Annotated in this window: 22 protein-coding genes and 2 pseudogenes; 11 read left to right on the top strand and 13 right to left on the bottom strand. The window is 68.1% G+C overall.

All coding sequences use genetic code 11. The features are described 5' to 3' along the window. The first annotated feature begins 58 nt into the window (after nucleotides 1–58). Nucleotides 59–868 carry an exodeoxyribonuclease III gene (locus WA944_RS13175; RefSeq protein WP_526371179.1) on the top strand — a complete coding sequence of 270 codons (810 nt, stop codon included), beginning with the start codon at nucleotides 59–61 and terminating at the stop codon, nucleotides 866–868. Here the strand turns inward: WA944_RS13175 and WA944_RS13170 are convergent. Beyond that, nucleotides 865–1,107 (bottom strand): hypothetical protein, encoded by a 243-nt coding sequence (locus WA944_RS13170; RefSeq protein ID WP_526371172.1) that lies wholly within the window; start codon nucleotides 1,105–1,107, stop codon nucleotides 865–867. The genes WA944_RS13175 and WA944_RS13170 overlap by 4 nt on opposite strands. A gap of 283 nt (nucleotides 1,108–1,390) precedes the next feature. Here WA944_RS13170 and WA944_RS13165 point away from each other — a divergent pair, with 283 nt between their 5' ends. From WA944_RS13165 to yhjD, 3 genes are read left to right on the top strand one after another with little or no spacing between them, the layout of a single operon-like run. Further along, nucleotides 1,391–1,819 carry a MarR family winged helix-turn-helix transcriptional regulator gene (locus WA944_RS13165; RefSeq protein ID WP_526371177.1) on the top strand — a complete coding sequence of 143 codons (429 nt, stop codon included), beginning with the start codon at nucleotides 1,391–1,393 and terminating at the stop codon, nucleotides 1,817–1,819. Between the two features lie 34 nt (nucleotides 1,820–1,853). Then, entirely contained in the window at nucleotides 1,854–2,870 is a 1,017-nt protein-coding gene (gene trpS / locus WA944_RS13160) for a tryptophan--tRNA ligase (RefSeq protein ID WP_526647015.1), read from the top strand. Nucleotides 2,871–2,878: 8 nt separating this feature from the next. Then, entirely contained in the window at nucleotides 2,879–3,949 is a 1,071-nt protein-coding gene (gene yhjD / locus WA944_RS13155) for an inner membrane protein YhjD (protein ID WP_526370758.1), read from the top strand. 15 nt (nucleotides 3,950–3,964) lie between these two features. Here the strand turns inward: yhjD and WA944_RS13150 are convergent, their stop codons facing one another. Further along, on the bottom strand, nucleotides 3,965–5,191 hold the full coding sequence (locus tag WA944_RS13150; RefSeq protein WP_526370760.1) for a D-alanyl-D-alanine carboxypeptidase family protein: 1,227 nt from the start codon (nucleotides 5,189–5,191) through the stop codon (nucleotides 3,965–3,967). Nucleotides 5,192–5,352: 161 nt separating this feature from the next. Here WA944_RS13150 and WA944_RS13145 point away from each other — a divergent pair, with 161 nt between their 5' ends. Then, nucleotides 5,353–6,513, top strand: a complete 1,161-nt coding sequence (locus WA944_RS13145; protein WP_526370762.1) for a metallophosphoesterase — start codon at nucleotides 5,353–5,355, stop codon at nucleotides 6,511–6,513. 611 nt (nucleotides 6,514–7,124) lie between these two features. Here the strand turns inward: WA944_RS13145 and WA944_RS13140 are convergent. The 3 genes from WA944_RS13140 to WA944_RS13130 form a co-directional block, all read right to left on the bottom strand. Then, complete coding sequence (locus WA944_RS13140) at nucleotides 7,125–8,132, bottom strand: SMP-30/gluconolactonase/LRE family protein (protein WP_526611701.1); 1,008 nt, start codon at nucleotides 8,130–8,132, stop codon at nucleotides 7,125–7,127. A gap of 84 nt (nucleotides 8,133–8,216) precedes the next feature. Continuing rightward, nucleotides 8,217–9,605, bottom strand: a complete 1,389-nt coding sequence (locus WA944_RS13135) for an aspartate aminotransferase family protein (protein WP_526370764.1) — start codon at nucleotides 9,603–9,605, stop codon at nucleotides 8,217–8,219. After that, nucleotides 9,602–10,123, bottom strand: coding sequence for an Lrp/AsnC family transcriptional regulator (locus tag WA944_RS13130; protein WP_526370766.1), 522 nt, complete (start codon nucleotides 10,121–10,123; stop codon nucleotides 9,602–9,604). Before WA944_RS13130 ends, WA944_RS13135 begins: the two co-directional genes overlap by 4 nt. A 122-nt stretch (nucleotides 10,124–10,245) precedes the next feature. Between WA944_RS13130 and WA944_RS13125 the strand changes: the two genes are divergently transcribed. Beyond that, the gene (locus WA944_RS13125) at nucleotides 10,246–11,721 is read left to right on the top strand and encodes an aminobutyraldehyde dehydrogenase (RefSeq protein WP_526370768.1); all 1,476 of its coding nucleotides are present in this window, start codon (nucleotides 10,246–10,248) and stop codon (nucleotides 11,719–11,721) included. Nucleotides 11,722–11,794: 73 nt separating this feature from the next. On the opposite strand, the gene WA944_RS13120 is transcribed toward WA944_RS13125, so the two are convergent. Beyond that, nucleotides 11,795–12,655, bottom strand: a complete 861-nt coding sequence (locus tag WA944_RS13120) for a universal stress protein (RefSeq protein WP_526370769.1) — start codon at nucleotides 12,653–12,655, stop codon at nucleotides 11,795–11,797. A gap of 15 nt (nucleotides 12,656–12,670) precedes the next feature. After that, nucleotides 12,671–13,162, bottom strand: a pseudogene (locus WA944_RS13115) (amino acid transporter); the annotation flags it as partial. 15 nt (nucleotides 13,163–13,177) lie between these two features. Here WA944_RS13115 and WA944_RS13110 point away from each other — a divergent pair. Further along, nucleotides 13,178–13,366 (top strand): annotated as a pseudogene (locus WA944_RS13110) (alpha/beta fold hydrolase); the annotation flags it as partial. Between the two features lie 83 nt (nucleotides 13,367–13,449). Continuing rightward, complete coding sequence (locus WA944_RS13105) at nucleotides 13,450–14,631, top strand: AI-2E family transporter (RefSeq protein WP_526370771.1); 1,182 nt, start codon at nucleotides 13,450–13,452, stop codon at nucleotides 14,629–14,631. A gap of 42 nt (nucleotides 14,632–14,673) precedes the next feature. On the opposite strand, the gene WA944_RS13100 is transcribed toward WA944_RS13105, so the two are convergent. From WA944_RS13100 to sdhC, 4 genes are all read right to left on the bottom strand, one after another. Beyond that, entirely contained in the window at nucleotides 14,674–15,456 is a 783-nt protein-coding gene (locus tag WA944_RS13100; protein ID WP_526370773.1) for a succinate dehydrogenase/fumarate reductase iron-sulfur subunit, read from the bottom strand. Between the two features lies 1 nt (nucleotide 15,457). Further along, nucleotides 15,458–17,212 (bottom strand): succinate dehydrogenase flavoprotein subunit, encoded by a 1,755-nt coding sequence (gene sdhA / locus WA944_RS13095; RefSeq protein WP_526647014.1) that lies wholly within the window; start codon nucleotides 17,210–17,212, stop codon nucleotides 15,458–15,460. A gap of 13 nt (nucleotides 17,213–17,225) precedes the next feature. Further along, nucleotides 17,226–17,645 (bottom strand): succinate dehydrogenase hydrophobic membrane anchor subunit, encoded by a 420-nt coding sequence (locus WA944_RS13090; protein WP_163895766.1) that lies wholly within the window; start codon nucleotides 17,643–17,645, stop codon nucleotides 17,226–17,228. A gap of 77 nt (nucleotides 17,646–17,722) precedes the next feature. Continuing rightward, on the bottom strand, nucleotides 17,723–18,160 hold the full coding sequence (gene sdhC, locus WA944_RS13085; RefSeq protein WP_370330550.1) for a succinate dehydrogenase, cytochrome b556 subunit: 438 nt from the start codon (nucleotides 18,158–18,160) through the stop codon (nucleotides 17,723–17,725). A gap of 236 nt (nucleotides 18,161–18,396) precedes the next feature. On the opposite strand from sdhC, the gene WA944_RS13080 reads away from it, so the two are divergent. Genes WA944_RS13080 through WA944_RS13070 form a run of 3 tightly spaced genes read left to right on the top strand, consistent with a single transcriptional unit; the run spans nucleotide 18,397 to nucleotide 21,201 of the window. Further along, nucleotides 18,397–18,801: a cytidine deaminase gene (locus WA944_RS13080; RefSeq protein WP_526370777.1), complete on the top strand. Its 405-nt coding sequence runs from the start codon at nucleotides 18,397–18,399 to the stop codon at nucleotides 18,799–18,801. Beyond that, the gene (locus WA944_RS13075; RefSeq protein WP_526370779.1) at nucleotides 18,798–20,102 is read left to right on the top strand and encodes a thymidine phosphorylase; all 1,305 of its coding nucleotides are present in this window, start codon (nucleotides 18,798–18,800) and stop codon (nucleotides 20,100–20,102) included. Before WA944_RS13080 ends, WA944_RS13075 begins: the two co-directional genes overlap by 4 nt. 10 nt (nucleotides 20,103–20,112) lie before the next feature. After that, entirely contained in the window at nucleotides 20,113–21,201 is a 1,089-nt protein-coding gene (locus tag WA944_RS13070) for an adenosine deaminase (protein WP_526370781.1), read from the top strand. A 25-nt stretch (nucleotides 21,202–21,226) separates the two neighbouring features. On the opposite strand, the gene satS is transcribed toward WA944_RS13070, so the two are convergent. Both satS and WA944_RS13060 read right to left on the bottom strand, forming a co-directional pair. Next, the gene (gene satS, locus WA944_RS13065) at nucleotides 21,227–22,477 is read right to left on the bottom strand and encodes a protein export chaperone SatS (protein ID WP_526647013.1); all 1,251 of its coding nucleotides are present in this window, start codon (nucleotides 22,475–22,477) and stop codon (nucleotides 21,227–21,229) included. Between the two features lie 81 nt (nucleotides 22,478–22,558). Further along, nucleotides 22,559–23,134: C40 family peptidase (locus WA944_RS13060; RefSeq protein ID WP_526647012.1), on the bottom strand; the 576-nt coding region annotated here is incomplete at its 5' end.

Genomic DNA, 23,134 nt, shown 5'->3' with positions numbered 1-23,134 from the left:
CGGTACCGCAAGAAGCGTGTGACCGGTTCCGTTAGGGTCGGCGGTCGTGACGCGACCCATCACGGTGAGCACCATCAATGTCAACGGCATCCGCGCGGCCGTCAAGCAGCGGTCGGTCGACAACCTCGGGCTGCTGCCGTGGTTCAAGGAGACCCGCGCCGATGTGGTGTGCCTGCAGGAGACGCGCGCCGACGACGAGCAACTGGCCGACGCGTTGGCCCCGGTGCTGGCCGACGGGTGGCATCTGGCGTCGGCGGCGCCGCACGTCAAGGGACGCAACGGGGTCGCGGTGTTGTCGCGCACGCCGTTCGGTGACATCAGGATCGGTTGCGGCGCCGACGAGTTCGCCGAGCACGGCCGCTACATCGAGGTGGACACCGGCGGGCTGACGGTGTCGAGCGTGTACTTCCCGACCGGTGAGGCCGACACCGACCGGCAGCTGGAGAAGGAACGGTTCATGGCGGCAGTCGCCGCGCGGATGGCGGTGCTGCTGGCCCGCGGCGGCGAGGCGGTGTTGTGCGGCGACTGGAACATCGCCCACACCGAGAACGACATCAAGAACTGGCGGGGCAATCTCAAGAAGTCGGGGTTCCTGCCACAGGAGCGGCAGTGGCTCTCCGATCTGCTGGACACCGGCTGGGTCGACGTGGTGCGCTGGGCGCACCCCGGGGTCGCGGGCCCGTACGCGTGGTGGTCGTGGCGGGGCAAGGCGTTCGACAACGACGCCGGATGGCGGATCGACTACCAGCTGGCCACGCCCGGGTTGGCGGCACGGGTGGCGTCCACGTACACCGAACGGCCGGCGGCCTACGCGCTGCGCTGGTCCGACCACTGCCCGGTCACCGTCGACTACACCGAGATCACTTAGCAGCCTTGCCGATTGGGCGTCTGGAGGGCTCCGTCGGCGCCGGCTGTCGCGCCCCGTACCGTCTCGAGTACCCGCGGATCCCAGGTCATCGCGGTCTCCCACGGCAGCCCCGTCGCATCGGAGATGAAGATGCTGTGGGTGTCGTCGAACGCTGCGCACCGGCGGTGCGGCAGCACCCGGTCGCTGACATCGGTGGCCAGCGCGCTGTGCCGCGACACCAGGCCGTCGTTCGGGGCCACGTCATCGGGTTCACCGGTTCGGGCCGGGTGAAGCGGGCCCCGCCGATCAGGACGACGGGGATCTGGTCGAGCACCCCGGCCTGGTATTCGTTCCAGCCCAGCGGCCCCATCAGGTAACCCTGGTTGACCTCGCGTGCCGAACCGGTCTGCAGCCGCAACATCTCGGCCTGGAACGCGGTGGCGGCCTGCTCGCAGAACGCATCACCCGCGCAGTCCGACAACGGTCGGACCCGTTGGCGTAGTCGGACAGATACTGTAGCTGCCCTGCCAGGGCGTGCCCAGGGTGGTCAGTGACCGGATCCGCACCGGCGAGCCCAGGCCCTGCAGCACCCGGAACGCCGCACGGGAGTTGATCGCCGCCGAGCGGCCGGTCCTCGCTGCGCACGGCCTGACGATGTGGGGCTATGCGGTGCTGTCGGCGCTGGACCGAGGTGCGATGCGCACCCAGGCAGCGCTCGCCGAAGCGATCAACGCCGACAAGACCCGCATCATCCCGACGCTCGACGAACTGCAGCAGCGCGGCTACATCGAACGATTCCCCGACCCCGACGATCGTCGGGTGCGGCTGCTGGCGATCACTGAAAACGGCCGCGCGGTCAAGGACGCGGCACAGGCCGAGATACAGCGCGGCGAAGAACGGTGGTTGGCAGAGCTGTCTGCCGAGGAACGGCGGGTGTTCCTACGTGCGCTGCGTCGGATGGCCCCCGACTGAGCCCGGCGGCGCGCATGAAAAACTGGAGGGCATCATGAGCCCAAACACCAGGCCGGTCGTCTTCTCCGGCGCGCAGCCCACCTCGGATTCCCTGCACCTGGGCAACGCCCTGGGAGCGGTGAGCCAGTGGGTCGGCCTGCAAGACGGCCACGACGCGTACTTCTGCGTCGTGGACCTGCACGCCATCACCGTCCCGCAGGATCCCGAGACGCTGCGCAGGCGCACCCTGGTCACGGCCGCGCAGTACCTCGCGCTCGGAGTCGACCCGGCCCGGGCGACGGTGTTCGTGCAGAGCCATGTGCCCGCCCACGCCGAATTGGCATGGGTGCTGGGCTGTTTCACCGGTTTCGGGCTGGCCTCGCGGATGACTCAGTTCAAGGACAAATCCCAGAAGCAGGGCGCCGAAGCCACCACGGTCGGCTTGTTCACCTACCCGGTGCTGATGGCCGCCGATGTGTTGCTCTACGACACCGAACTGGTGCCGGTCGGTGAGGATCAGCGCCAGCACCTCGAGCTGGCACGCGATGTCGCCCAGCGGGTCAACGCCCGCTTTCCCGACACGTTCGTCGTCCCCGAGGCGATGATCCCGAAGGCCACCGCCAAGATCTACGACCTCGCCGAACCGACGGCCAAGATGAGCAAGTCGGCGGCCACCGAGGCCGGCTTGATCAGCCTTCTCGACGATCCGGGCAAGACGGCCAAGAAGATTCGCTCCGCGGTCACCGACAGCGACCGCGAGATCCGGTTCGACCGCGAGGCCAAACCGGGGGTGTCCAACCTGCTGACGATCCAGTCGGCGGTGACGGGAACCGACATCGACAAGCTCGTCGAGAGCTACGCCGGGCGCGGCTACGGGGATCTGAAGAAGGAGACCGCCGAAGCGGTGGTGGAGTTCGTGACGCCGATCAAGGCGCGGGTCGACGAGTTGCTCGCCGACCCGGCTCAACTGGAGAGCGTGCTGGCCGGGGGTGCCGCTCGGGCCCGGGAGGTGTCTGGGGAAACGTTGCGACGGGTATACGACCGGATAGGGTTCCTAGCACCGACGAAATAGGGGATCGGATGACCGCGCCGCCCACGCCGGTAGCTACCGGCGACTCGACGGACTCGACCGACCCCGAAGAAAAGCCCGGATTCCTTGACCGGTTGCGCGCGCGAATGCCGTGGTTCGACCACGTGATGCGCGCCCAGGAGCGGTACAAGGACTGCAAGGGTGACTTCTACGCCGCCGGCATCACCTACTTCACGATCTTCGCGTTGTTCCCGCTGCTGATGGTCGGCTTCGCCGTCGGCGGCTTCGTGTTGGCCAGCTGGCCCGAGCTGCTCGCCGAGGTCGAGAACCAGATCAGGGGCGCTGTCAGCGGCCAACTCGGTCAGCAGCTCATCGAGCTGATGGAGTCGGCGATCGAGTCGCGGGCGTCGGTGGGCGTCATCGGTCTGGCGGTGGCCGCATGGGCAGGTCTGGGTTGGATGGCGAACCTGCGCGAGGCGCTCAGCCAGATGTGGGGCGGCTTCCGAGGGGAACGCCCAGGTTTCGTCCGGACCAAGCTGTCGGATCTGGTGACGCTGCTCTCGGCGTTTGTCGCGATCGTCGCCACCGTCGCGCTGACGGCGCTGGGCAGCACCTCGGTGATGGAGGACGTGTTGGGTTGGTTCGGCTTCGTCGACACCACCGGGCTGAACCTGGTGTTGCGCGGCGCCTCGATCCTGGTGTCGGTGCTGGTGTCCTGGCTGCTATTCACCCTGGTGATCGCGCGGTTGCCGCGGGAGTCGGTCAGCTTCCGCAGCAGTGTGCGGGCCGGGTTGATCGCCGCCGTGGCGTTCGAGATCTTCAAGCTCGTCGCCGCCATCTACCTGCGCTCGGTGGTCACCGGTCCGGCGGGTGCGACGTTCGGTCCGGTGCTCGGGCTGATGGTGTTCGCCTACATCACCGCCCGGCTGATCCTGTTCGCCACCGCATGGGCGGCGACGACGCCGGAGAACATGGGCGAGGACGAGCTGCCCGCTCCCGGGCCCGCCGTGATCAAGAACCGGATCATCACCCGGCCGGGGCTGGGGCCGTTACAGGCGACCGCGGCAGTCGCTGCGGGAGCGCTCGGCGCGCTGAGCCTCACGCGGTGGCGCAGGCGCTGACGCTCCGCCGGAGGCTCAGCGCACCGGGCGACGGTTGAGCGATCGGGCGCACATGATCAGGCTGAACACGATGACCGACCCGATCACGGCCACCCCGACCCGCACCGGTAGCGCGTTGACGTCGGGCAACGTGGCGTTGGCATTGGTCGTGGTCGTCGCGGCGGCCGCGGCGGCTGGATCGGCGTCGGTGGCGCCCAGGGACGGGTCCGGCTCGATCAGGGTGCCCACCTTGGTCCCGGGGGCGGTCGCGAATCCGTAGTCGAGCAGTCGGGCGGCCTGCTCCCACGGGGCAATCGGTTGCCGGGCGCCGCGCAGCAGCACGGCGACCAGGCGGCGGCCGTCACGCTCGGCTGCGCCGACGAAGGTCTGCTGGGCGTCGTCGGTGAAACCGGTCTTGCCGCCGAGTGCCCCCGGGTAGTGCTCGAGCAGCCTGTTGTCGTTCTCGATCGGATAGCCGGTGCCGTCGCGCCCGGGGAACGTCGTCGAGCGGGTGGCGACGATGTCGGCGAAGACGGGGTTCTGCCACGCGTACCGGTAGATCAGTCCGATGTCGTAGGCCGAGGTGCTCATGCCGGGGCCGTCGAGTCCGGACGGGGTGGCCGCCCGGGTGTCACGTGCCCCCAGCTTGCCCGCCAGGACATTCATCTTGTTGAGAGCGCTTTCCATGCCGCCCAGCTGCATGGCCAGCGCGTGGGCGGCGTCGTTGCCCGAGTACATCAGCAGACCGTGCAGCAGGTCGTTGACGGAGTAGAGGCCGCCTTCGCCGACGCCGACGTTCGTCCCTTCGACGGCCGCATCCTCGGCGGTTCCCGGAACCACCTTGTGCAGGGGCAGGTCGCGGATCGCCTGCATCGCGGTCAGTGCCTTGATGATGCTCGCGGGGCGGTGCCTGCCGTGGGGGTCCCGGGCGGCGATGACGTCGCCGGTGTCGAGGTCGGCGACCAGCCAGGCCTCCGCGGAGATGTCGGTGGGCACCGGCGGGGTACCGGGGGCGGTGATGACGCCGCACCCGGCCAGCGCTTCGCCGCCCAGTGGCGTGGCCGGTACCGGCAAGGGTTCCGGTGGGGGGCCGACCTTCGGGATCTCCGACGCGTCGACCGCGGGCGGCGTCGCCACCCGGTAGGGGCAGGTGTTGGCATCCATCGCCGCGTCCGGCTCCGCGGCAGCGACCGGCGCGCCGATCAGCAGTGCCGCGATGACCAGCGCAGACACCCGCGCGGAGCTCGTTCTGAAGGTCGCCATCGTCTGCGCAGATTAGGCGATCCGACCCCGTCGATCCGGGAGCCACGCGGTGACTGGTGTGGTCAGAGTTTCAAATGTGACTCATCAGGTAGTGACGAGACGGGCTCCCGACGGCGCAGTAACTAGGCTGGCGGAAACCCTGGCCCGCACAAAGGACGTACATGTTCATAGTTGTTCTCGGCTCGATTCTCGGGCTGATGCACCTCTACGTCTGGAAGCGGATGGTGAAGGACACCACCGGGCCGGGCCGCACCCGCCGGCTGTTGTCGATCGTCCTGCTCGCAGCCCTTGCCCTGTTGCTCCTCACCCTGGTCGGTCCGCGGATCTTCGGTATCCCCGAGGCCGGCTGGTACGCATGGCCGGGGTACTTCTGGTTCGGCCTGATCGTGTACCTGTTCCTGGCGCTTCTGGTGCTGGAACCGATTCGGCTGGCGCTTCGCGGCTGGGTCAAGCGCGCACCGTCCGCGCCGGAACAGGCGCCGTCGGTGCAGCGGCGGGTGTTCCTCGCCCGGGCCGGAGCCGTGGCCGCCGGAGCCACCGCCGTCGGTCTGGTCGGTACCGGAGCGGCGACCGCGCTGGGACCTCCCAAGGTGCTGCGTGTCCCCGTGCGCCTGAGCCGGCTCGACCCGGCCTTCGATGGGTTCCGTATCGCGGTGGTGTCCGACATCCACCTCGGCCCACTGCTGGGCCGTGCCCACACCGAGCGGATCGTCCGGATGATCAACGAGACCGAGCCTGACCTGGTGGCAGTGGTGGGCGATCTGGTGGATGGGACGGTTGAGGAGCTGGGTTCCGCGGCGGCACCGTTGCGCGACCTGGTGTCGCGGGAGGGTTCGTTCTTCGTCACCGGCAACCACGAGTACTTCGTCGACGACACCGTCCCCTGGCTGGCCGAGTTGGAGCGCCTCGGACTCCAGGTGTTGACGAATGAGAACACCCGGATCAGCCGTGGGTCGGCCGCGTTCGACCTCGCCGGTATCAATGATCCCGCCGGCGAGTCCCGTTCCGATCCACCGGATCTCGACCGGGCACTGGCAGGGGTGAACCCGTCGGGGCCGACGATCCTGCTGGCCCATCAACCGGTGCAGGTGGAGCAGGCCGCTGAGCGCGGGGTGGACCTGCAGCTGTCGGGACACACCCATGGCGGCCAGATGTGGCCTTTCCACTACATCGTGTCGCAGGTTCAGCCGGCGCTCGCCGGTTTGTCGACGGTGCAGGACACCCAGCTCTACGTCACCCGGGGTGCGGGGTTCTGGGGCCCGCCGGTCCGGATCGGCGCGCCTCCCGACATCAGCGTGCTGTCGCTGCAGAGCGGTTTATAAAACCGTGACCGCGGGAATCTCTTATCAAGCTCACGGCTAAATCTGAGGGTGATGCTCAGGTCAACCGAGCAAGCTGAAGGCGAAGGCTGGGAGCGACCCTGAAGTTCTCAGCGGAAGGCGCTGATATGACGACCACGACCGCTGGCGCGACCGTGGTACATCTCAAGTCGCACCCTGCCTGGCTCCGGGCCCAACGTCGCGAACGGGAGCTCGCCGAAGCGATGCGCCGGCACCCATCTTTCCAATCCCGCAATGAACCCGTTGCCCGCTGAACCATCTGCATGAGAAAGGGGCGCCCCTGGTGGTGGGGGCGCCCCTTTCTGCACAACTGGGTACTCGCGGATCGCAGGACCGGGCGCACGAAAGGGGCACCCCATAGGGAGGGTGCCCCTTTCTGGCTCAGGTGTCAGCGGACGTCGGAGGTGGCGAGGGTGAACTTCTTCATGGTGTTGCTCTTCCCTGGTGTCGGGTCGGAGCCGTGGAGCGGGTCACGCGGTTTCGACGTTCTCGGTGGTTCGTGGTCGTACATGGGCTTGAACGGGCTGGTCAGGGGATTAATTCCGCTGGCAGGAATTGATCGACCGGTGGCAGGAACCCGCCGGGTCGCCGGCTCAGAGGGCCGTCGCTGCCAACTCGACGTAACCGAGATATGGAGCGGCGATGCTGCCCATCCACAGCCGATCGTGCGCTTCCACCGCGCAGGTCACCATGCTGAACGACGGGTGGGTGGTGCGTAGGCCCGCGACGGCGTCCCCGGTGTCCGGATCGAAGGCCACCACCCACACCACCGGCGCCGGCTTGGGCTGCAGCGGCTTGGGCAGCCGCCAGATCACCTTCCGCACCACCGGGGGTCCGGCAGCCAGCCGGTCGGCGAGCGGGTTGGCGGGGGTGACCATCGCACACCAGATCCGCCCGTCGGAGCCGGTGGACAGATTGTCGGGCATTGCAGGCAGATTCACCGCCAGCGGAGTCACCGAACCTCTGTCCGGACCGGTCAGCCAGTACTTCGACAGCCGGCGCCCCTGCGTCTCGGCCAGTACCAGGGCCGAACCGTCCGCGGTGGGTGTCACCCCGTTGGCGAAGTACAGGCCGTCGACGACGCACGTGACGGTGCCGTCGGGGTCGAGCCGGTTCAGCCGACCGTCACCGCGCGCCTCCAGGATCGCGCCCACGTAGTCGGCCACCGTGAACCCGCTGGTCGATTCCGTGAAATAGACGGTGCCGTCTGCGGTTTCGGTGACATTGGAGCAGAACTGCAGTCTGCGGCCACCCACGCTGTCGACCAGGGTGTCGATCTGGCCCGTCGTGGTGTCCAGCGCCAGCAGCCCCTTCGGGCTGTCGCAGATCAGCAGCCGGCCGTTGCGTGCCACCGCCAATCCCAACGGTCGTCCGCCGGTGTTGGCGACGACCTCCGGGCCGCCGCCGGGAGGCAGCCGGACGATGCTTCCGTCGAGCGCGCCCATCCACAGGCATCCCTCGGCGTCGACCACCACGTCTTCGGGTTCGCCGCCGGGCACCCGGATCAGTGCGAGCTGGGCAGAAGGGACCGCCGGAAGCGGATCGACGGGCGGCGCCTGCCAGCGGACCGGATGGACGGGAGGTCTCTTGCTCGTCGACACCACGCCACCGATTGTCGCCGGAACGGTATTCCAGCAGGCCGATTCTCGCGATTCTGCTGCTGGAATACCGTTCCGGCGGAAGGTTTACATTCTTCGGCTGGCCTCGGTGAGCACGCTGCGCAGGATGTCGTAGATGGCGTCGAACTCCTTCTGCCCGCTGATCAACGGGGGAGCCAACTGCACCACTGGATCGCCGCGGTCGTCGGCGCGGCAGTACAGCCCGGCCTCCCACAGCGCCGGCGTCAGGTAGCCGCGCAGCAGCCGTTCGCTCTCGTCGTCGTCGAACGTCTCCTTGGTGGCCTTGTCCTTGACCAACTCGATGCCGTAGAAGAACCCTTCACCGCGCACGTCGCCGACGATCGGCAGATCCGAGAGCTGCTCGAGCGTGGAGCGGAACGCCGGCGCCATCTGCTTGACGTGCTCGTTGATGCCCTCGCGTTCGAAGATGTCGAGGTTGGCCAGCGCCACCGCCGAGGACACCGGATGCCCACCGAACGTGTAGCCGTGCCCGAAGACGGTGTGCCCGTCGTTGAACGGCTCGAACAGCCGGTCGCTGGCGATCATCGCGCCGATCGGCGAGTACCCCGACGTCAGTCCCTTCGCGCAGGTGATGATGTCCGGGACGTAGTCGAAGTCGTTGCACGCGAACATCGATCCGATACGGCCGTACGCGCAGATGACCTCGTCGGAGACCAGCAGCACGTCGTACTCGTCGCAGATCTCGCGGACCCGCTCGAAGTACCCGGGCGGCGGCGGGAAGCAGCCGCCGGCGTTCTGCACCGGCTCCAGGAACACCGCGGCGACGCTGTCGGGACCCTCGAACTCGATGGCCTCGGCGATACGGTCGGCGCAGTAGCGGCCGAACGCCTTGATGTCGGTGTCGTACGGCGCCGGAGCACGGTAGAAGTTGGTGTTCGGCACCCGGAAGCCCCCGGGGACGAGCGGCTCGAACGGAACCTTGAACGCCGGGATGCCGGTGATCGACAGCGCACCCTGCGGGGTGCCGTGGTAGGCGATCGACCGCGAGACCACCTTGTGCTTGCCGGGCTTGCCGGTGAGCTTGAAGTACTGCTTGGCCAGCTTCCAGGCGCTCTCCACGGCCTCGCCGCCGCCGGTGGTGAAGAACACCCGGTTCAGATCGCCGGGCGCGTAGCCCGCGAGCCGTTCGGACAACTCGATCGCGGTGGGTGTGGCGTAGGACCACAGCGGGAAGAACGCCAGCGTCTCGGCCTGCTTGGCGGCGGCCTCGGCGAGTTCCTTGCGGCCGTGGCCGACCTGGACCACGAACAGGCCTGAGAGCCCGTCGATGTAGCTTTTGCCCTTGTCGTCGAAGATGTGCACGCCTTCGCCGCGGGTGATGATCGGCGGGTTGATGCCGGCGCCGTGCCGGGCGAAGTGGCCCCACAGGTGGCGGTTGGCCTTGGCGGCGAGATCGGAGGTGGCGCTCTGCTCGGTTTCGGAAATGATCGTCATCGTGTACCCCAATTATATTGCTGTTTAACAAGTTTCAGATAGACAAGGGTCTCGGTGGATATCACTCCCGGCAACGCGCGGATTTTGGTGTTCAGAAGTTCGAGCAGGCTGTCATCGTCCTCGCAGACCACTTCGATGATCGCGTCGAACGATCCCGCGGTGAGCACCACATAGTCGACCGACTCCATCGCGGCGAGCTTCTCGGCGATCATTGTGGTGTCACCGGTGCATTTGATGCCGATCATCGCCTGGCGGGCGAAGCCCAGCTGCATCGGATCGGTGACCGCGACGATCTGCATCACCCCGGCGTCGACCATGCGCTGCACCCGTTGCCGGACGGCGGCCTCGGACAGGCCGACCGCCTTGCCGATGCCCGCATAGGAGCGGCGGCCGTCCTGTTGCAGCTTCTCGATGATCGCTTTGGACAGGTCGTCGAGCTGGAATGCGGCACCGGGGCGCGATTGGTTGACGCGGAACGAGACGGGCCCGACGGCGTGCGGAACCCCCGGATTGGCCATGCAGTGATTGTGCACGGAATCCGTCGTGCCAAGCAACCATGACCATGAAATCACTTGTCTCGGGTGGCTGGCACTGCCGTAATACGTAGCACTCGGCCGCGGGGTCGCGATAGCGTTGTGCCATGACTGTGGCAAGCAGCTGGATCGATGGTGCGCCGGTGCTGACCGGGGGCGCCGTGCACACGGTGATCAACCCCGCGACAGGTGAAACCGTCGCCGACATGGCGTTGGCCCAGCCCGCCGACGTCGACGCCGCCGTCGCCTCGGCGCGCGCCGCTCTGCGGGACTGGTCCGGCGCCACCCCCGCTGAGCGGTCGGCGGTGTTGGCCAAGCTCGCGAAGTTGGCCGACGAGGCCACCGATCTGTTCATCGCCGAGGAGGTCGCGCAGTGCGGCAAGCCGGTGCGGTTGGCCCGCGAGTTCGACATCCCGGGCAGCGTCGACAACATCGACTTCTTCGCCGGGGCCGCGCGCCACCTCGAGGGCAAGGCGTCCGCGGAGTATTCCGGCGATCACACGTCCTCGATCCGCCGCGAGGCCGTCGGTGTGGTCGCCACGATCACGCCGTGGAACTACCCGCTGCAGATGGCGGTGTGGAAGGTGATCCCGGCGCTTGCCGCCGGTTGCAGCGTCGTGATCAAGCCCGCCGAGATCACCCCGCTGACGACGCTGACCTTGGCGCGGCTGGCCACCGAGGCCGGACTGCCCGACGGGGTGTTCAACGTGCTCACCGGCGCCGGCGGGGACGTCGGCACCGCCCTGGCCGGTCACGCGGACGTCGACATGGTGACGTTCACCGGGTCGACGCCGGTGGGACGTCGCGTCATGGCTGCGGCCGCGGTGCACGGTCATCGCACGCAACTGGAGCTCGGCGGCAAGGCGCCGTTCGTGGTTTTCGACGACGCCGATCTCGACGCGGCGATCCAGGGCGCGGTGGCGGGCTCGCTGATCAACACCGGCCAGGACTGCACCGCGGCGACGCGGGCGATCGTCGCGCAGGATCTGTACGACGACTTCGTCGCCGGGGTGGCCGAGCTGATGGGCAAGATCGTGGTCGACGATCCGCACGATCCCGACACCGACCTCGGCCCGCTGATCACCTCGGCGCATCGGAACAAGGTGGCCGACATGGTGTCGCGGGCGCCGGGGGAGGGCGGGCGCGTGGTCACCGGTGGCGTGGCGCCCGAAGGGCCCGGATCGTTCTACCGGCCGACGCTGATCGCGGATGTGTCGGAGTCGTCGGAGGTGTGGCGCGAGGAGATCTTCGGCCCGGTCCTGGTCGCGCGCGCGTTCACCGACGACGACGACGCTCTCCGGCAGGCCAACGACACTGTCTACGGGCTGGCGGCCTCGGCCTGGACGCGTGATGTGTACCGGGCGCAGCGGGCGTCGCGGGAGATCCACGCGGGCTGCGTGTGGATCAACGACCACATCCCGATCATCTCCGAGATGCCACACGGCGGCTTCGGCGCGTCGGGCTTCGGCAAGGACATGAGCCAGTACTCGCTCGAGGAGTACCTGTCGATCAAGCATGTGATGAGCGATATCACCGGCACCGTCGACAAGGCTTGGCACCGAACGGTATTCACCCAGCGCTAGCCGCCCGCCGCGGAATAGCGTTCCGGGTCGTGATCGGGCCCTCGATCGCAGCCCGGAATGCGCTTCCGCGGGTCTACGCTTCGCGCGGGACGACGATCACCGGCACGTCGACCCCGGCCAGGATGCGCGCCGCCGTCGACCCCAAGAAGATGCGCCGAGGCGCGGCGAACCGACTCGAGCCCACGACAAGAAGATCGCCGTCGTCCCACCGCAGCTTCTTCAGCGCCGATTCCAGCGTCATGCCGTCGGCCACCAGCGACGCGATCTCGGGGGAATCCGGGAGCGCGCGGGCCGCGAGCACCAGGTTCTCCTCGGCCGCCGCCACCTGAATCTGCCGCACCTCGCGCGCGCTGCCGGCCTCGGCGAGATTCTCCGCCGACACCAGCGACAGCATCCGGATCGGCAACCCGGCCGCGCTGGCCAGCGTGATCGCGAACGGCAGCGGGTTGTCGTCACCCGGCCGCGTCGGCACCGCGGCGGTCACGGCCTCGATCACCTCGTCGGGATCCTCGGCATAGCCGCGCGGCGCCAGCGCCACCGGAATCGGCGAGGAGTGCAGCAGCGCGCCGGTGACCGGCCCGATGGTGTGCCGGCCGAAGAACCCGTCGCGCGCACCGCCGACCACGATCAGGTCCGACGACTTCTCCACCGCGAAGTCGATCAGCGACTGGGCGAATGACTCGCCGACGGTCACCGTCGACTTTGCCGCCACCCCGTCGTCGGCGAGCAGTGAGATCGCCCTGGCGACCCACTGCTCGCCGCGCTCGACGAGCATCCGCTGGTATTCCGCACGTCCGGGGTGGCCGTCGGGCAGCTCCTCGCGGACGACGAGCACGACGTCGACGCGGGCGCCGAACGTCTTGGCCAGCGCGCTGGCCAGTGCGACCCCATCGTCACCGGTAGGGGTGGCTAGATAACCGACGGTCAAGTGCATGGCGGGTCCTGCTCTCTAGTAGACGTCCGGGACCTTGACTTCAGTCTGTGCGTTCAGCGTCTCACCGCGGAAGAACCTCTTGGTGCCGAATGCGAAGCACGCAAGCATCAACGGAATGCCCAGCACCAGCATCCCGAGCCCGAGCACGAACACCCCACCCACCGGCCCGAAGGCGGTGTAGCCGTAGTCGGGCTGGATCATGTCCTTGGCGCTCTGGAAGAACGCCCACGTCATGGCCAGAGCGCCGATCAGCGGGAAGATGCCGCGGAACATCAGGTTTCGCGCCGAGGCGAACAGGGTTCTGCGGAAGTACCACACGCAGGCGTAGGCGGTGTCGCCGTAGTAGAACGCAACGGCCAGGCCGAGCGAGGCCACCGAGTCGGCGAGTGCGTTCTCCGACAGAGCCGTCAGCAGCAGGTAGAACGACAGCGCCGAGACGCCCATCACGATGGTGCCGAACGCCGGGGTCATGTAGCGCGGGTGCACGTTGGCGAATCGCTTGGGGATCCGCGCGCGGTGGGCAGCGGTGTCCCGGTGTTGGCGGTCTGGGGCGAGAACGACCAGATCTTCGGGCCTGACGGTGCCCGCGCGTTCGCCGAGGACGCCGTCGACCCGGAGATCCACCTGCTCGACGGTGGCCACTTCCTGCTGGAGAGTGCGGGCACCGAAGTGGCCGCGCTGATCCGCGATTTTCTGAGCCGGCGGCTGTGATTTCGGCGTGAAGATCATCGCTCGGCGACGACGAACACGCCGAACTCGCGGGTAATCGGGTGCGCGGCGGGTAGAAGTGACGCGTGGACGATCAGACATCGGAACTTCCTGCCCGCGGGCCGGTCTACAGTGCCCATCTCCAACGGAGCGCGACGGTGGCGGTGCAGTTCGTCGCGGTGGCGGCGGCGCTGTGGGTGCTGGCGTGGGTGGTCGGCAAGACATGGGTGATCGTGCTGCCGGTGGTGCTGGCGGTGATCGTGTGCACGGTGCTCTGGCCGCCGGTGCGGTGGTTGCGGAGCAGGGGCCTGCCCCCGGCGGCGGCAGTGATGGCCGTTCTCGTGCTGGCCGCGGGCGTGATCGCCGGCGTGGTGTCCGCCCTGGCGCCGACGATCGTCAACCAGTCCGGCGAGCTGGCCGAGCAGGCGACGGCGGGCATCGTCGAGGTGCGGGACTGGCTGGGCGGCCCACCGCTGAACATCAGTGAAGCGCAACTGAACTCGGCGGTAGAGGCGATCAACGACACCCTGAACTCGAGCAGCGCCCAGATCGCGTCGGGTCTGTTCACCGGGGTCGGGGCTGCGACCTCGGCCCTGGTCACCTTGTTCACGATGATCGTCGTGACTTTTTTCCTGCTCAAGGACGGTCCGCGGTTCGTCCCATGGTTGCGTCGCGTTGTCGGCAGGCCTGCGGCGACGCATGTGGCGGAGCTACTCGAGCGCGTGTGGTCGACTCTCGGCGGCTTCATCCGGACCCAGGCGCTGGTGAGCCTGGTCGACGCGGTCCTGATCGGGATCGGCCTGGTGATCCTCGGGGTGCCGTTGGCCTACGCGCTCGCGATCATCACGTTCATCGGCGGCTTCGTGCCGATCGTCGGCGCATTCGTCGCCGGTGGTCTGGCGGTGCTCGTCGCGCTGGTCGCCAACGGTCCGGTGAACGCGCTCATCGTGCTGGGGATCATCCTGGCGGTGCAGCAGTTCGAGGGCAACGTCCTGCAGCCGTGGTTGCAGTCGAAGTCGATGAAGCTGCACGCGGTGGTCGTCCTGCTGGCAGTGACCCTGGGCGCCACGGTGTTCGGGGTCATCGGCGCGTTCCTGGCCGTACCGGTGGCGGCTGGGTTGGCGGTGGTGTTGCGGTACTACGACGAGCAGGTGAGCCTGCGGGCCAGCGACTCCGCCGACCCAGAGCCCGCCGACCCAGAGCCCGCCGACTCAGACCCCGACCCAGACCCCGCCGGAACGGTATTCCAGCAGGAAGAAGTCGAGTGACGCCCTGCTGGAACACCGTTCCGGCGAGAAGTGGGCGGGCAGTTAGCGTGCGAACATCAGCGCGCGCTTGACCTCCTGGATCGCCTTGGTCACCTGGATGCCACGCGGGCACGACTCCGTGCAGTTGAACGTGGTCCGGCAGCGCCACACGCCGTCGACGTCGTTGAGGATGTCCAGCCGCTCGGCGGCGCCCTCGTCGCGGGAATCGAAGATGAAGCGGTGCGCGTTGACGATCGCCGCCGGCCCGAAGTACGACCCCTCTGTCCAGTAGACCGGGCAGCTGGTGGTGCAGCACGCGCACAGGATGCACTTGGTGGTGTCGTCGTAGCGGGCCCGGTCGGTCTGGCTCTGGATCCGCTCCCGCGTCGGCTGGTTGCCGCTGGTGATCAGGTACGGCTTGATCGCGCGGAAGGCGTCGAAGAACGGCTCCATGTCGACGACCAGATCCTTTTCCACCGGCAGGCCGCGGATCGGCTCGATGGTGATCGTCAGTGCCTTTTCCGCTTTGCCCGCCTTGTTCTTGGGCAGCATGTCGCGCATCAGCACCTTGCACGCCAGCCGGTTGACGCCGTTGATGCGCATCGCATCCGATCCGCACACCCCGTGCGCACAGGACCGCCGGAACGTCAGGGTGCCGTCGAGGTACCACTTCACGTAGTGCAGCAGGTTGAGCAGCCGGTCCGACGGCAGGCACGGCACCCGGAAGCTCTGCCAGCCGGCGGCGTCGGGGTCCTCCGGATTGAACCGCGCGATCTTCAGCGTCACCATCACCGCGCCGTCGGGAACGGGCGGGGTGTCCTGCTTGTCGATCGTGGGTGCACTCATCTCAGTACTTCCGTTCCATCGGCTCGTACCGTGTCTGGACCACCGGCTTGTAGTCCAGCCGCACATCGGAGACCAGGTCGCTGCCCTCCTTGTAGGCCATCGTGTGGCGCATGTAGTTGGTGTCGTCGCGGTTGGGGTAGTCCTCGCGGGCATGCCCGCCGCGGGACTCCTTGCGGTTCAGCGCCCCGGCCACGGTGACCTCGGCCAGCTCGAGCAGGAAACCCAGTTCGATCGCCTCCAGCAGGTCGCTGTTGTAGCGCTTGCCCTTGTCCTGCACGGTGATTCGCGAGTACCGCTCCTTGAGGGCGTGGATGTCGGTCATGGCCTGCTTGAGGGTCTCTTCGGTGCGGAACACCGCGGCGTTGTTGTCCATCGACTGCTGCAGCGCGCCGCGGATGTCGGCGACGCGTTCGTTGCCGTGTTCGGAGAGGATGTCACCGACCCAGCCGGTCACCATCGAGGCGGGCTCGGCGGGCAGGTCGACGAAGTCGTGGCCGCGGGCGTAGTTGGCCGCGGCGATCCCCGCGCGCCGGCCGAACACGTTGATGTCGAGAAGCGAGTTGGTGCCCAACCGGTTTGCGCCGTGCACCGACACACACGCGCACTCGCCGGCGGCGTACAGCCCGGGGACCACCGTGGTGTTGTCGGACAGCACCTGGCCGTTGACGGTCGTCGGGATGCCGCCCATCACGTAGTGACAGGTCGGGTACACCGGGACGAGTTCCTTGACCGGATCCACGCCCAGATAGGTGCGGGCGAACTCGGTGATGTCGGGCAGCTTCGCCTCGAGCACGTCGGCGCCGAGGTGACGCACGTCGATGTAGACGTAGTCCTTGTTGGGGCCGGCGCCGCGGCCCTCGAGCACCTCGAGCACCATCGAGCGGGCCACGATGTCGCGGGGCGCCAGGTCGACGATCGTCGGCGCGTAGCGCTCCATGAAGCGCTCACCCTCGCCGTTGAGCAGCCGGCCGCCCTCGCCGCGCACCGCCTCGGAGATCAGGATGCCCAGACCGGCCAGACCTGTCGGGTGGAACTGGTGGAACTCCATGTCCTCCAACGGAAGTCCCTTGCGGAAGACGATGCCCAGACCGTCGCCGGTGAGGGTGTGGGCGTTGGAGGTGGTCTTGTACATCCGGCCGGAACCGCCGGTGGCGAACACGATCGACTTCGCGCGGAAGACGTGGATGTCACCGGTGGCCAGTTCGTAGGCGATGACGCCGGTGGCCACCGGGCCGGACTGCGTCTCGGTCAACGTGATGTCGAGCGCGTAGAACTCGTTGAAGAACTCGACGTTGTGCTTGACGCAGTTCTGGTACAGCGTCTGCAGGATCATGTGGCCGGTGCGGTCGGCGGCGTAGCAAGCGCGACGCACCGGGGCCTTCCCGTGGTCGCGGGTGTGCCCACCGAACCGGCGCTGGTCGATGCGGCCCTCGGGGGTGCGGTTGAACGGCATCCCCATCTTCTCCAGGTCGAGCACCGCGTCGATGGCCTCCTTGGCCATGATCTCCACGGCGTCCTGGTCGGCCAGGTAGTCGCCCCCCTTGACGGTGTCGAAGGTGTGCCATTCCCAGTTGTCTTCTTCGACGTTGGCCAGCGCCGCGCACATGCCTCCCTGGGCCGCGCCGGTGTGGCTGCGGGTCGGGTAGAGCTTGGTCAGCACCGCGGTGCGGACCCGGGGACCGGCCTCGACGGCGGCACGCATCCCGGCGCCGCCCGCGCCGACGATGACGACGTCGTAGCGATGTTCAACAATCATGTCCAGCTCCCGGTCAGGCGATCGTCGCGTCGAAGGTCAGCAGCACATAGGTGCCCAGCACCAGCGTGAACACCATCGACAGCGCCAGTAGGGCGTTGAGCCAGAACTTCGTGGAGTCCTTGCGGCTGTAGTCGGCGATGATGGTGCGCATTCCGTTGCCGCCGTGCAGTTGTGCCAGCCACAGCAGCAACAGGTCGTAGGTCTGCCAGAACGGCGAGGACCACCGCTGCGCGACGTAGTTGAAGTCGATGCGGTACACACCGCCGTCCCACATCAGCATGATGAACAGGTGGCCGAGGGCCAGAAAGACCAGCACGACGCCCGAGAACCGCATGAACAGCCAGGTGTACTTCTCGAAGTTGGGCATCCCGCTGCCGCGGCGCGCCGACCGCGGATTGTCCAGCCCGGGCGGCCGGTCGTAGCTGCGCTGCATCACCGGCGCGGGGCCGCCGCGGTCGCTGATGTGGTCATACGGGTTCTCGCCCCGGCCCCGTGAATGCTCGGTGGTGCTCACAGGAACCGCTCCGCCATGTGCATGCCGATGACCCCGAGTGAGGCGATGAAGACGGCGATCCAGACGCCTGCGACCACCCACAGCATCTGCCGCTGGTACTTGGGTCCGTGTTGCCAGAAGTCGACCAGGATGATGCGCACCCCGTTCAGCGCGTGGTAGAGGACCGCGGCGACCAGGCCGATCTCCATGAGGCCGATCAGAGGGGTCTTGTAGGTCTCGATGATCTGGTTGTAGGCCTCCGGGCTGACCCGCACCAGCGCGGTGTCGAGCACGTGGACGAACAGGAAGAAGAAGATCGTCGCGCCGGTGATGCGGTGGAGCACCCATGACCACATACCCGGATCGCCGCGGTAGAGGGTCCATCTCCGCGATTGGGTACGCGGAGCGGGTACTTCCTCGCTACCGGGTGTCAGACTCGGTGTCTGAGTGCTCATCTGGCCTCCAACGCCATCGGTGGACGCTCGGGGCGGTGGTCCACTGGCTCCGACAGGCGTGGCCCGGACCGCTGCCCCTAACCTCGGGGCGACTCTAAACCCAGTTCTACTGCTAATCGAACTACCGTGGAGCCGATCAGGGCGCTCATTGGCAAAGTTAGGCGTACCTGTCCACAAAGCGCGGTCGACGGGCGAGGTTTCGGAATGCATTCAGAATTATGTTCAGGGAGAGTGCGGTGACGGTGACTGTTGACTGGAAGACGTTGCGGAACAAGGCTATCGCAGCGTCCGCGGGGGCCTATGCGCCGTACTCGGGCTTCCCGGTGGGGGCCGCCGCACTGGTGGACGATGACCGAATCGTGACCGGCTGCAATGTGGAGAATGTCTCATATGGCCTAGGTCTCTGTGCCGAGTGTTCTGTGGTCTGCGCCCTGTATTCCAGCGGGGGTGGCCGGCTGGTCGCGCTGTCGTGTGTCGACGGTGCGGGCAACACGTTGATGCCCTGCGGGCGATGCCGGCAGGTGCTCCTCGAGCACGGCGGACCCGACATGCTCATCGACCATCCTCATGGGCCGCGAAAGCTGTCCGAACTGCTGCCCGACGCCTTCGGCCCCGACGATCTGGCCCGGGCGGTGCGGTGACGTCATTCGATGCGCCCACCGTCATCCGGACCAAGCGAGACGGCGGGGTGCTGTCCGACGACGCCATCGACTGGGTGATCGACGCCTACACCCACGACAGGGTCGCCGACGCGCAGATGTCGGCGCTGTTGATGGCGATCTTCCTGCGAGGTATGACGACCGCCGAGATCGCCCGGTGGACGGCCGCAATGGTCGCTTCGGGGGACAAGCTGGACTTCTCGGATCTTCGTCGCGGCGGCAGCCCGCTGGCATTGGTGGACAAACACTCCACCGGGGGCGTGGGCGACAAGATCACGATTCCGTTGGTGCCCGTCATCATGGCCTGCGGCGGGGTGGTGCCGCAGGCGGCAGGGCGCGGACTCGGCCACACCGGCGGCACCCTGGACAAGCTCGAGGCCATCCCCGGCTTCACCGCCGAGATCACCAAAGCCCAGATCCGCCAACAACTCTGCGACCCGGGTGCGGCGATCTTCGCCGCCGGCGAGCTGGCCCCCGCCGACCGCAAGATCTACGCGCTGCGGGACGTCACCGGCACCACAGAGTCGCTGCCGCTGATCGCCAGCTCGGTGATGAGCAAGAAGATCGCCGAGGGTACCCGCGCGCTGGTGCTCGACTGCAAGGTGGGTTCGGGGGCGTTCCTGGACACCGAGGCCGAGTCGCGCGAGCTGGCCCGCACGATGGTCGATCTCGGTACCGAGCACGGGCTGCTGACCCGGGCGCTGCTCACCGACATGAACACCCCGCTGGGCCGAACCGTCGGCAACGCCGTCGAGGTCGTCGAATCGCTGGAGGTGCTCTCCGGCGGCGGGCCCGACGACGTCGTCGAACTGACGCTCGCGCTGGCCCGCGAGATGCTCGACGCCGCGGGGGTCGACGGGGTCGACCCGGCGCAGACGTTGCAGGACGGGTCCGCGATGGACCGGTTCCGGGCGCTGGTCGCCGCCCAGGGCGGTGACGCCGGCATGTTGTCGGCCGAGGCGTTACCCATCGGTGCGCACAGCGAGACCGTGACGGCGACCCGGGGTGGCACGATGGGTGATATCGACGCGATGGCGGTGGGGCTGGCGGTGTGGCGGCTCGGAGCGGGCCGCTCCGAGCCGGGAGCGCGGGTGCAGTTCGGCGCCGGGATGCGCGTTCACCGCAGGCCGGGGGAACCCGTCGCCGCGGGTGAACCGCTGTTCACCCTGTACACCGACACCCCGGAGCGGTTCCCGGCGGTGCTGGCCGAACTCGACGGCGCATGGAGCGTCGACGACGAACCGCCGGTCGCCCGGCCGCTGATCATCGACCGCATCACGTGAGGAGCAGCTCATGACGACACCGTTGATGCTGGACACCATCCGGCAGGCACCGAAGGCACTGTTGCACGACCACCTCGACGGCGGGCTGCGGCCGGCGACCGTGCTGGAACTGGCCGAGGGGCACGGGTACGACGGGGTGCCCGCCACCGACCCGGACGCGCTGGCGACGTTCTTCCGCACCGCCGCGCACAGCGGATCGCTGGTGCGCTACCTGGAACCGTTCGCGCACACCGTCGGCGTCATGCAGACGCCCGACGCGCTGCACCGGGTCGCCTACGAGTGTGTCGAGGACCTGGTCGCCGACAACGTCGTCTACGCCGAGATCCGGTTCGCACCGGAGCTGCACATCGACGGCGGACTGTCCCTGGACGCCGTCGTCGACGCGGTGCTCGCCGGCTTCGCCGACGGGGAGAAGGCCGCCGCCGCCGGCGGTCACCCGATCGTGGTGCGCTGCCTGGTCACCGCGATGCGGCACGCCGCCCGGTCGCGTGAGATCGCCGAGCTGGCGGTCCGGTTCCGGGACAAGGGCGTCGTCGGCTTCGACATCGCCGGGGCCGAGGCGGGCTACCCGCCGACCCGGCACCTGGATGCCTTCGAGTACATGCGCGGCAACAACGCCCGCTTCACCATCCATGCCGGCGAGGCGTTCGGCCTGCCCTCCATCCACGAGGCCATCGCGTTCTGCGGGGCCGACCGGCTCGGCCACGGGGTGCGCATCGTCGACGACATCGAGCTGGGCGCCGACGGTTCGGCGCGGCTGGGCCGGCTGGCGTCGCTGCTGCGGGACAAACGGGTCCCGTTCGAGATGTGTCCGAGTTCCAACGTGCAGACCGGTGCGGTGGACAGCATCGCCGAGCACCCGTTCGACCTGCTGGCCCGGCTGCGTTTCCGGGTCACCGTCAACACCGACAACCGGTTGATGAGCGACACCTCGATGAGCCTGGAGATGCTGCGCCTGGTGGAGGCGTTCGGCTACGGGTGGAGCGACCTGGAGCGGTTCACGATCAACGCGATGAAGTCGGCGTTCATCGCGTTCGACGAGCGGCTGGCGATCATCGACGAGGTGATCAAGCCGCGCTACGCGGTCCTGATCGGCTGACGGGTCTCCCCGTTCCGCGAGCGCGCTACTCCTCCCGCAGCCGGGACTCGACGAACGTCTCCAGCGACTCCCACTGCGCGACCGCGTCGGCGTACGGCGGGCTCGGCCGGGCGACCGACTGGGGATCCAGCGCGTAGGCGATCACCTGACCCAGCGGCGCGTCGGGCGCGAGCTTGGCGTCGACGCCGGTGTCCTCGGCGTAGTCACCGATGTCGCGCAGCAGTTCCACCGCCAGCGCCAGCTGGTCGCGGTCCAGGCTGTCGGGGCCCTCGGCCAGCTCCTCGACGATGTCGGTCAGCACGTAGACGTTGTCGTCGGTGACCTCGACGCTCAGCGAGCCGTCGGTGGCCGCCGTGCGGATGTCGTCGTAGGTGGCCAGATCGGACAGGTCGTGGTCGTGTTCGTCGGCCAGGTAGCGCGCCAGCGCCCGCTCGGATCCGAACACGCTGATGCGCCCGTTGCGACCCAGGAAGATCGGCTGGTCGTCGAGGTAGCAGCGCAACGTGAACGACGTGCCGCTGCGGGTCATGATCCGCACCGGGTCGATGCCGACGCGCTGCCAGAAGTCCTCGTCACCGCCGAGAACCTTGGTTTCGGCCGCGGCGGTCAGCTCGTCGGACTCCTCCTCGGTGTCGACGACGTCGTCGATGACGATGTCGTCTTCGTCGGGTTCGGGCGCCGGCTCGTCGAGCTCGGCCTGGGCCTTCTCCGCGGCTGCCTTGTCGACCTCGGGGGTGGTGATGATCTCGTCGATCGCGTCGACCACCTTGTCCCAGCCGCGCGCGATGATCTTCGCGATCTCGGCCCAACGCTTGCGTCCGGCCCGCCCGGCGAACGCCTCCGACCCGCCGCCGACGGTCCCGAGCACCGGGTTGCCGTTGAAGAACTTGGTGACCGACGGCAACTCGCAGACCGTCCCGATGGACGACACCACGGCCAGCGCCTGGTGCACTTCGGCGACGTTGTCGTCCGTCGGCTTGTCGGCGAGCAGTTCCTCGAGGCCGGCGAGGTCGTGCGTGTGGCTCTCGGTCGGGTCCAGCTTGTGGGCGTTGGCCTCGGTCAGCTTCTGCCAGGCCGGGTGATCGACGATGTCGTTGTCGGTGTTGGTGCGCACGAAGGCCACCAGGTCGGCGACCGTGTCGAAGACGTACAGGTCCTCGTCCTTGCCGAGAAAGGCTTCCCAATCGTCACCGTCTGCGCGCCACCGCGGCGCCCACAACGTGTACACGTCGCCCTTGGTCAGCCTGAGCCGGATCGGCACGATGTCAGCAGCCATGCGGCACAGCCTAACCAGTGACGCCGAAATGGCGGTTCAGCAGGCCCGCCCTCGCAGTTTCGCTGCCGTGCGACCCGACTGTCACCCCGTCGGCCGCCAGAACCCCTGAAAACCCTGTCCGGCGTTGGCGGTTCTGATCGGCGACAGCTGCACCGGGTCACCGGCCTCGACCATCATGCCGTTGCCGACGATCATCGCGACGTGACCGTCCCAGACCGCCAGATCGCCGGGACGCAACGAGCCGGCGTCGACCGTCGCACCGATGTCCTGCTCCTGGGCGAGCCGCGGAAGGTTCAACCCCGCTTCGCGGTACGCCCACTGGGTCAGGCCACTGCAGTCGAGCCCGACACCCGGAGTGGTGCCGCCCCACTGGTAGGGCACTCCGAGCTGGGTCAGCGCATGTCGGACCGCGGCGGCGGCAACCGCGTTCGGTGCCATCACCACGGTTCCGTCAGGCAGCCGCACCGCCACCCCCTCGCCGAACGCCGCCGCGTCCGTAGTCTCCGCGAAATCCGCACGGGTGAACCCAGCCATATCCGCCGCGCCGCCCGACCCGGACCAGCCCGACGTTCCCAGCGGTGCGCCGCCACCGCCGCCGAAGCCGGAGCCCATCCCGGAGCCCATCCCGGAGCCCATCGCCGGGCCGCCGCTGAACCC

It is taken from the genome of Mycobacterium sp., from assembly GCF_049683355.1.
In the GTDB taxonomy this organism is placed as follows: domain Bacteria; phylum Actinomycetota; class Actinomycetes; order Mycobacteriales; family Mycobacteriaceae; genus Mycobacterium.
Note: the sequence above shows the minus strand (reverse complement) of the source record. Positions and strands in the feature narration are given on the sequence as shown.

Excerpts from the sequence above, each read along its gene's own strand:
- sdhC (WP_370330550.1), bottom strand. The coding sequence starts at position 18,160 with ATGAGCACTCAGACACCGAGTCTGACACCCGGTAGCGAGGAAGTACCC.
- WA944_RS13150 (WP_526370760.1), bottom strand. The coding sequence starts at position 5,191 with ATGGCGACCTTCAGAACGAGCTCCGCGCGGGTGTCTGCGCTGGTCATC.
- satS (WP_526647013.1), bottom strand. The coding sequence starts at position 22,477 with ATGGCTGCTGACATCGTGCCGATCCGGCTCAGGCTGACCAAGGGCGAC.
- WA944_RS13120 (WP_526370769.1), bottom strand. The coding sequence starts at position 12,655 with ATGCACTTGACCGTCGGTTATCTAGCCACCCCTACCGGTGACGATGGG.
- WA944_RS13100 (WP_526370773.1), bottom strand. The coding sequence starts at position 15,456 with ATGAGTGCACCCACGATCGACAAGCAGGACACCCCGCCCGTTCCCGAC.
- WA944_RS13145 (WP_526370762.1), top strand. The coding sequence starts at position 5,353 with ATGTTCATAGTTGTTCTCGGCTCGATTCTCGGGCTGATGCACCTCTAC.
- WA944_RS13070 (WP_526370781.1), top strand. The coding sequence starts at position 20,113 with ATGACGACACCGTTGATGCTGGACACCATCCGGCAGGCACCGAAGGCA.
- sdhA (WP_526647014.1), bottom strand. The coding sequence starts at position 17,212 with ATGATTGTTGAACATCGCTACGACGTCGTCATCGTCGGCGCGGGCGGC.
- WA944_RS13125 (WP_526370768.1), top strand. The coding sequence starts at position 10,246 with ATGACTGTGGCAAGCAGCTGGATCGATGGTGCGCCGGTGCTGACCGGG.
- trpS (WP_526647015.1), top strand. The coding sequence starts at position 1,854 with ATGAGCCCAAACACCAGGCCGGTCGTCTTCTCCGGCGCGCAGCCCACC.
- yhjD (WP_526370758.1), top strand. The coding sequence starts at position 2,879 with ATGACCGCGCCGCCCACGCCGGTAGCTACCGGCGACTCGACGGACTCG.
- WA944_RS13090 (WP_163895766.1), bottom strand. The coding sequence starts at position 17,645 with ATGCAGCGCAGCTACGACCGGCCGCCCGGGCTGGACAATCCGCGGTCG.
- WA944_RS13130 (WP_526370766.1), bottom strand. The coding sequence starts at position 10,123 with ATGGCCAATCCGGGGGTTCCGCACGCCGTCGGGCCCGTCTCGTTCCGC.
- WA944_RS13135 (WP_526370764.1), bottom strand. The coding sequence starts at position 9,605 with ATGACGATCATTTCCGAAACCGAGCAGAGCGCCACCTCCGATCTCGCC.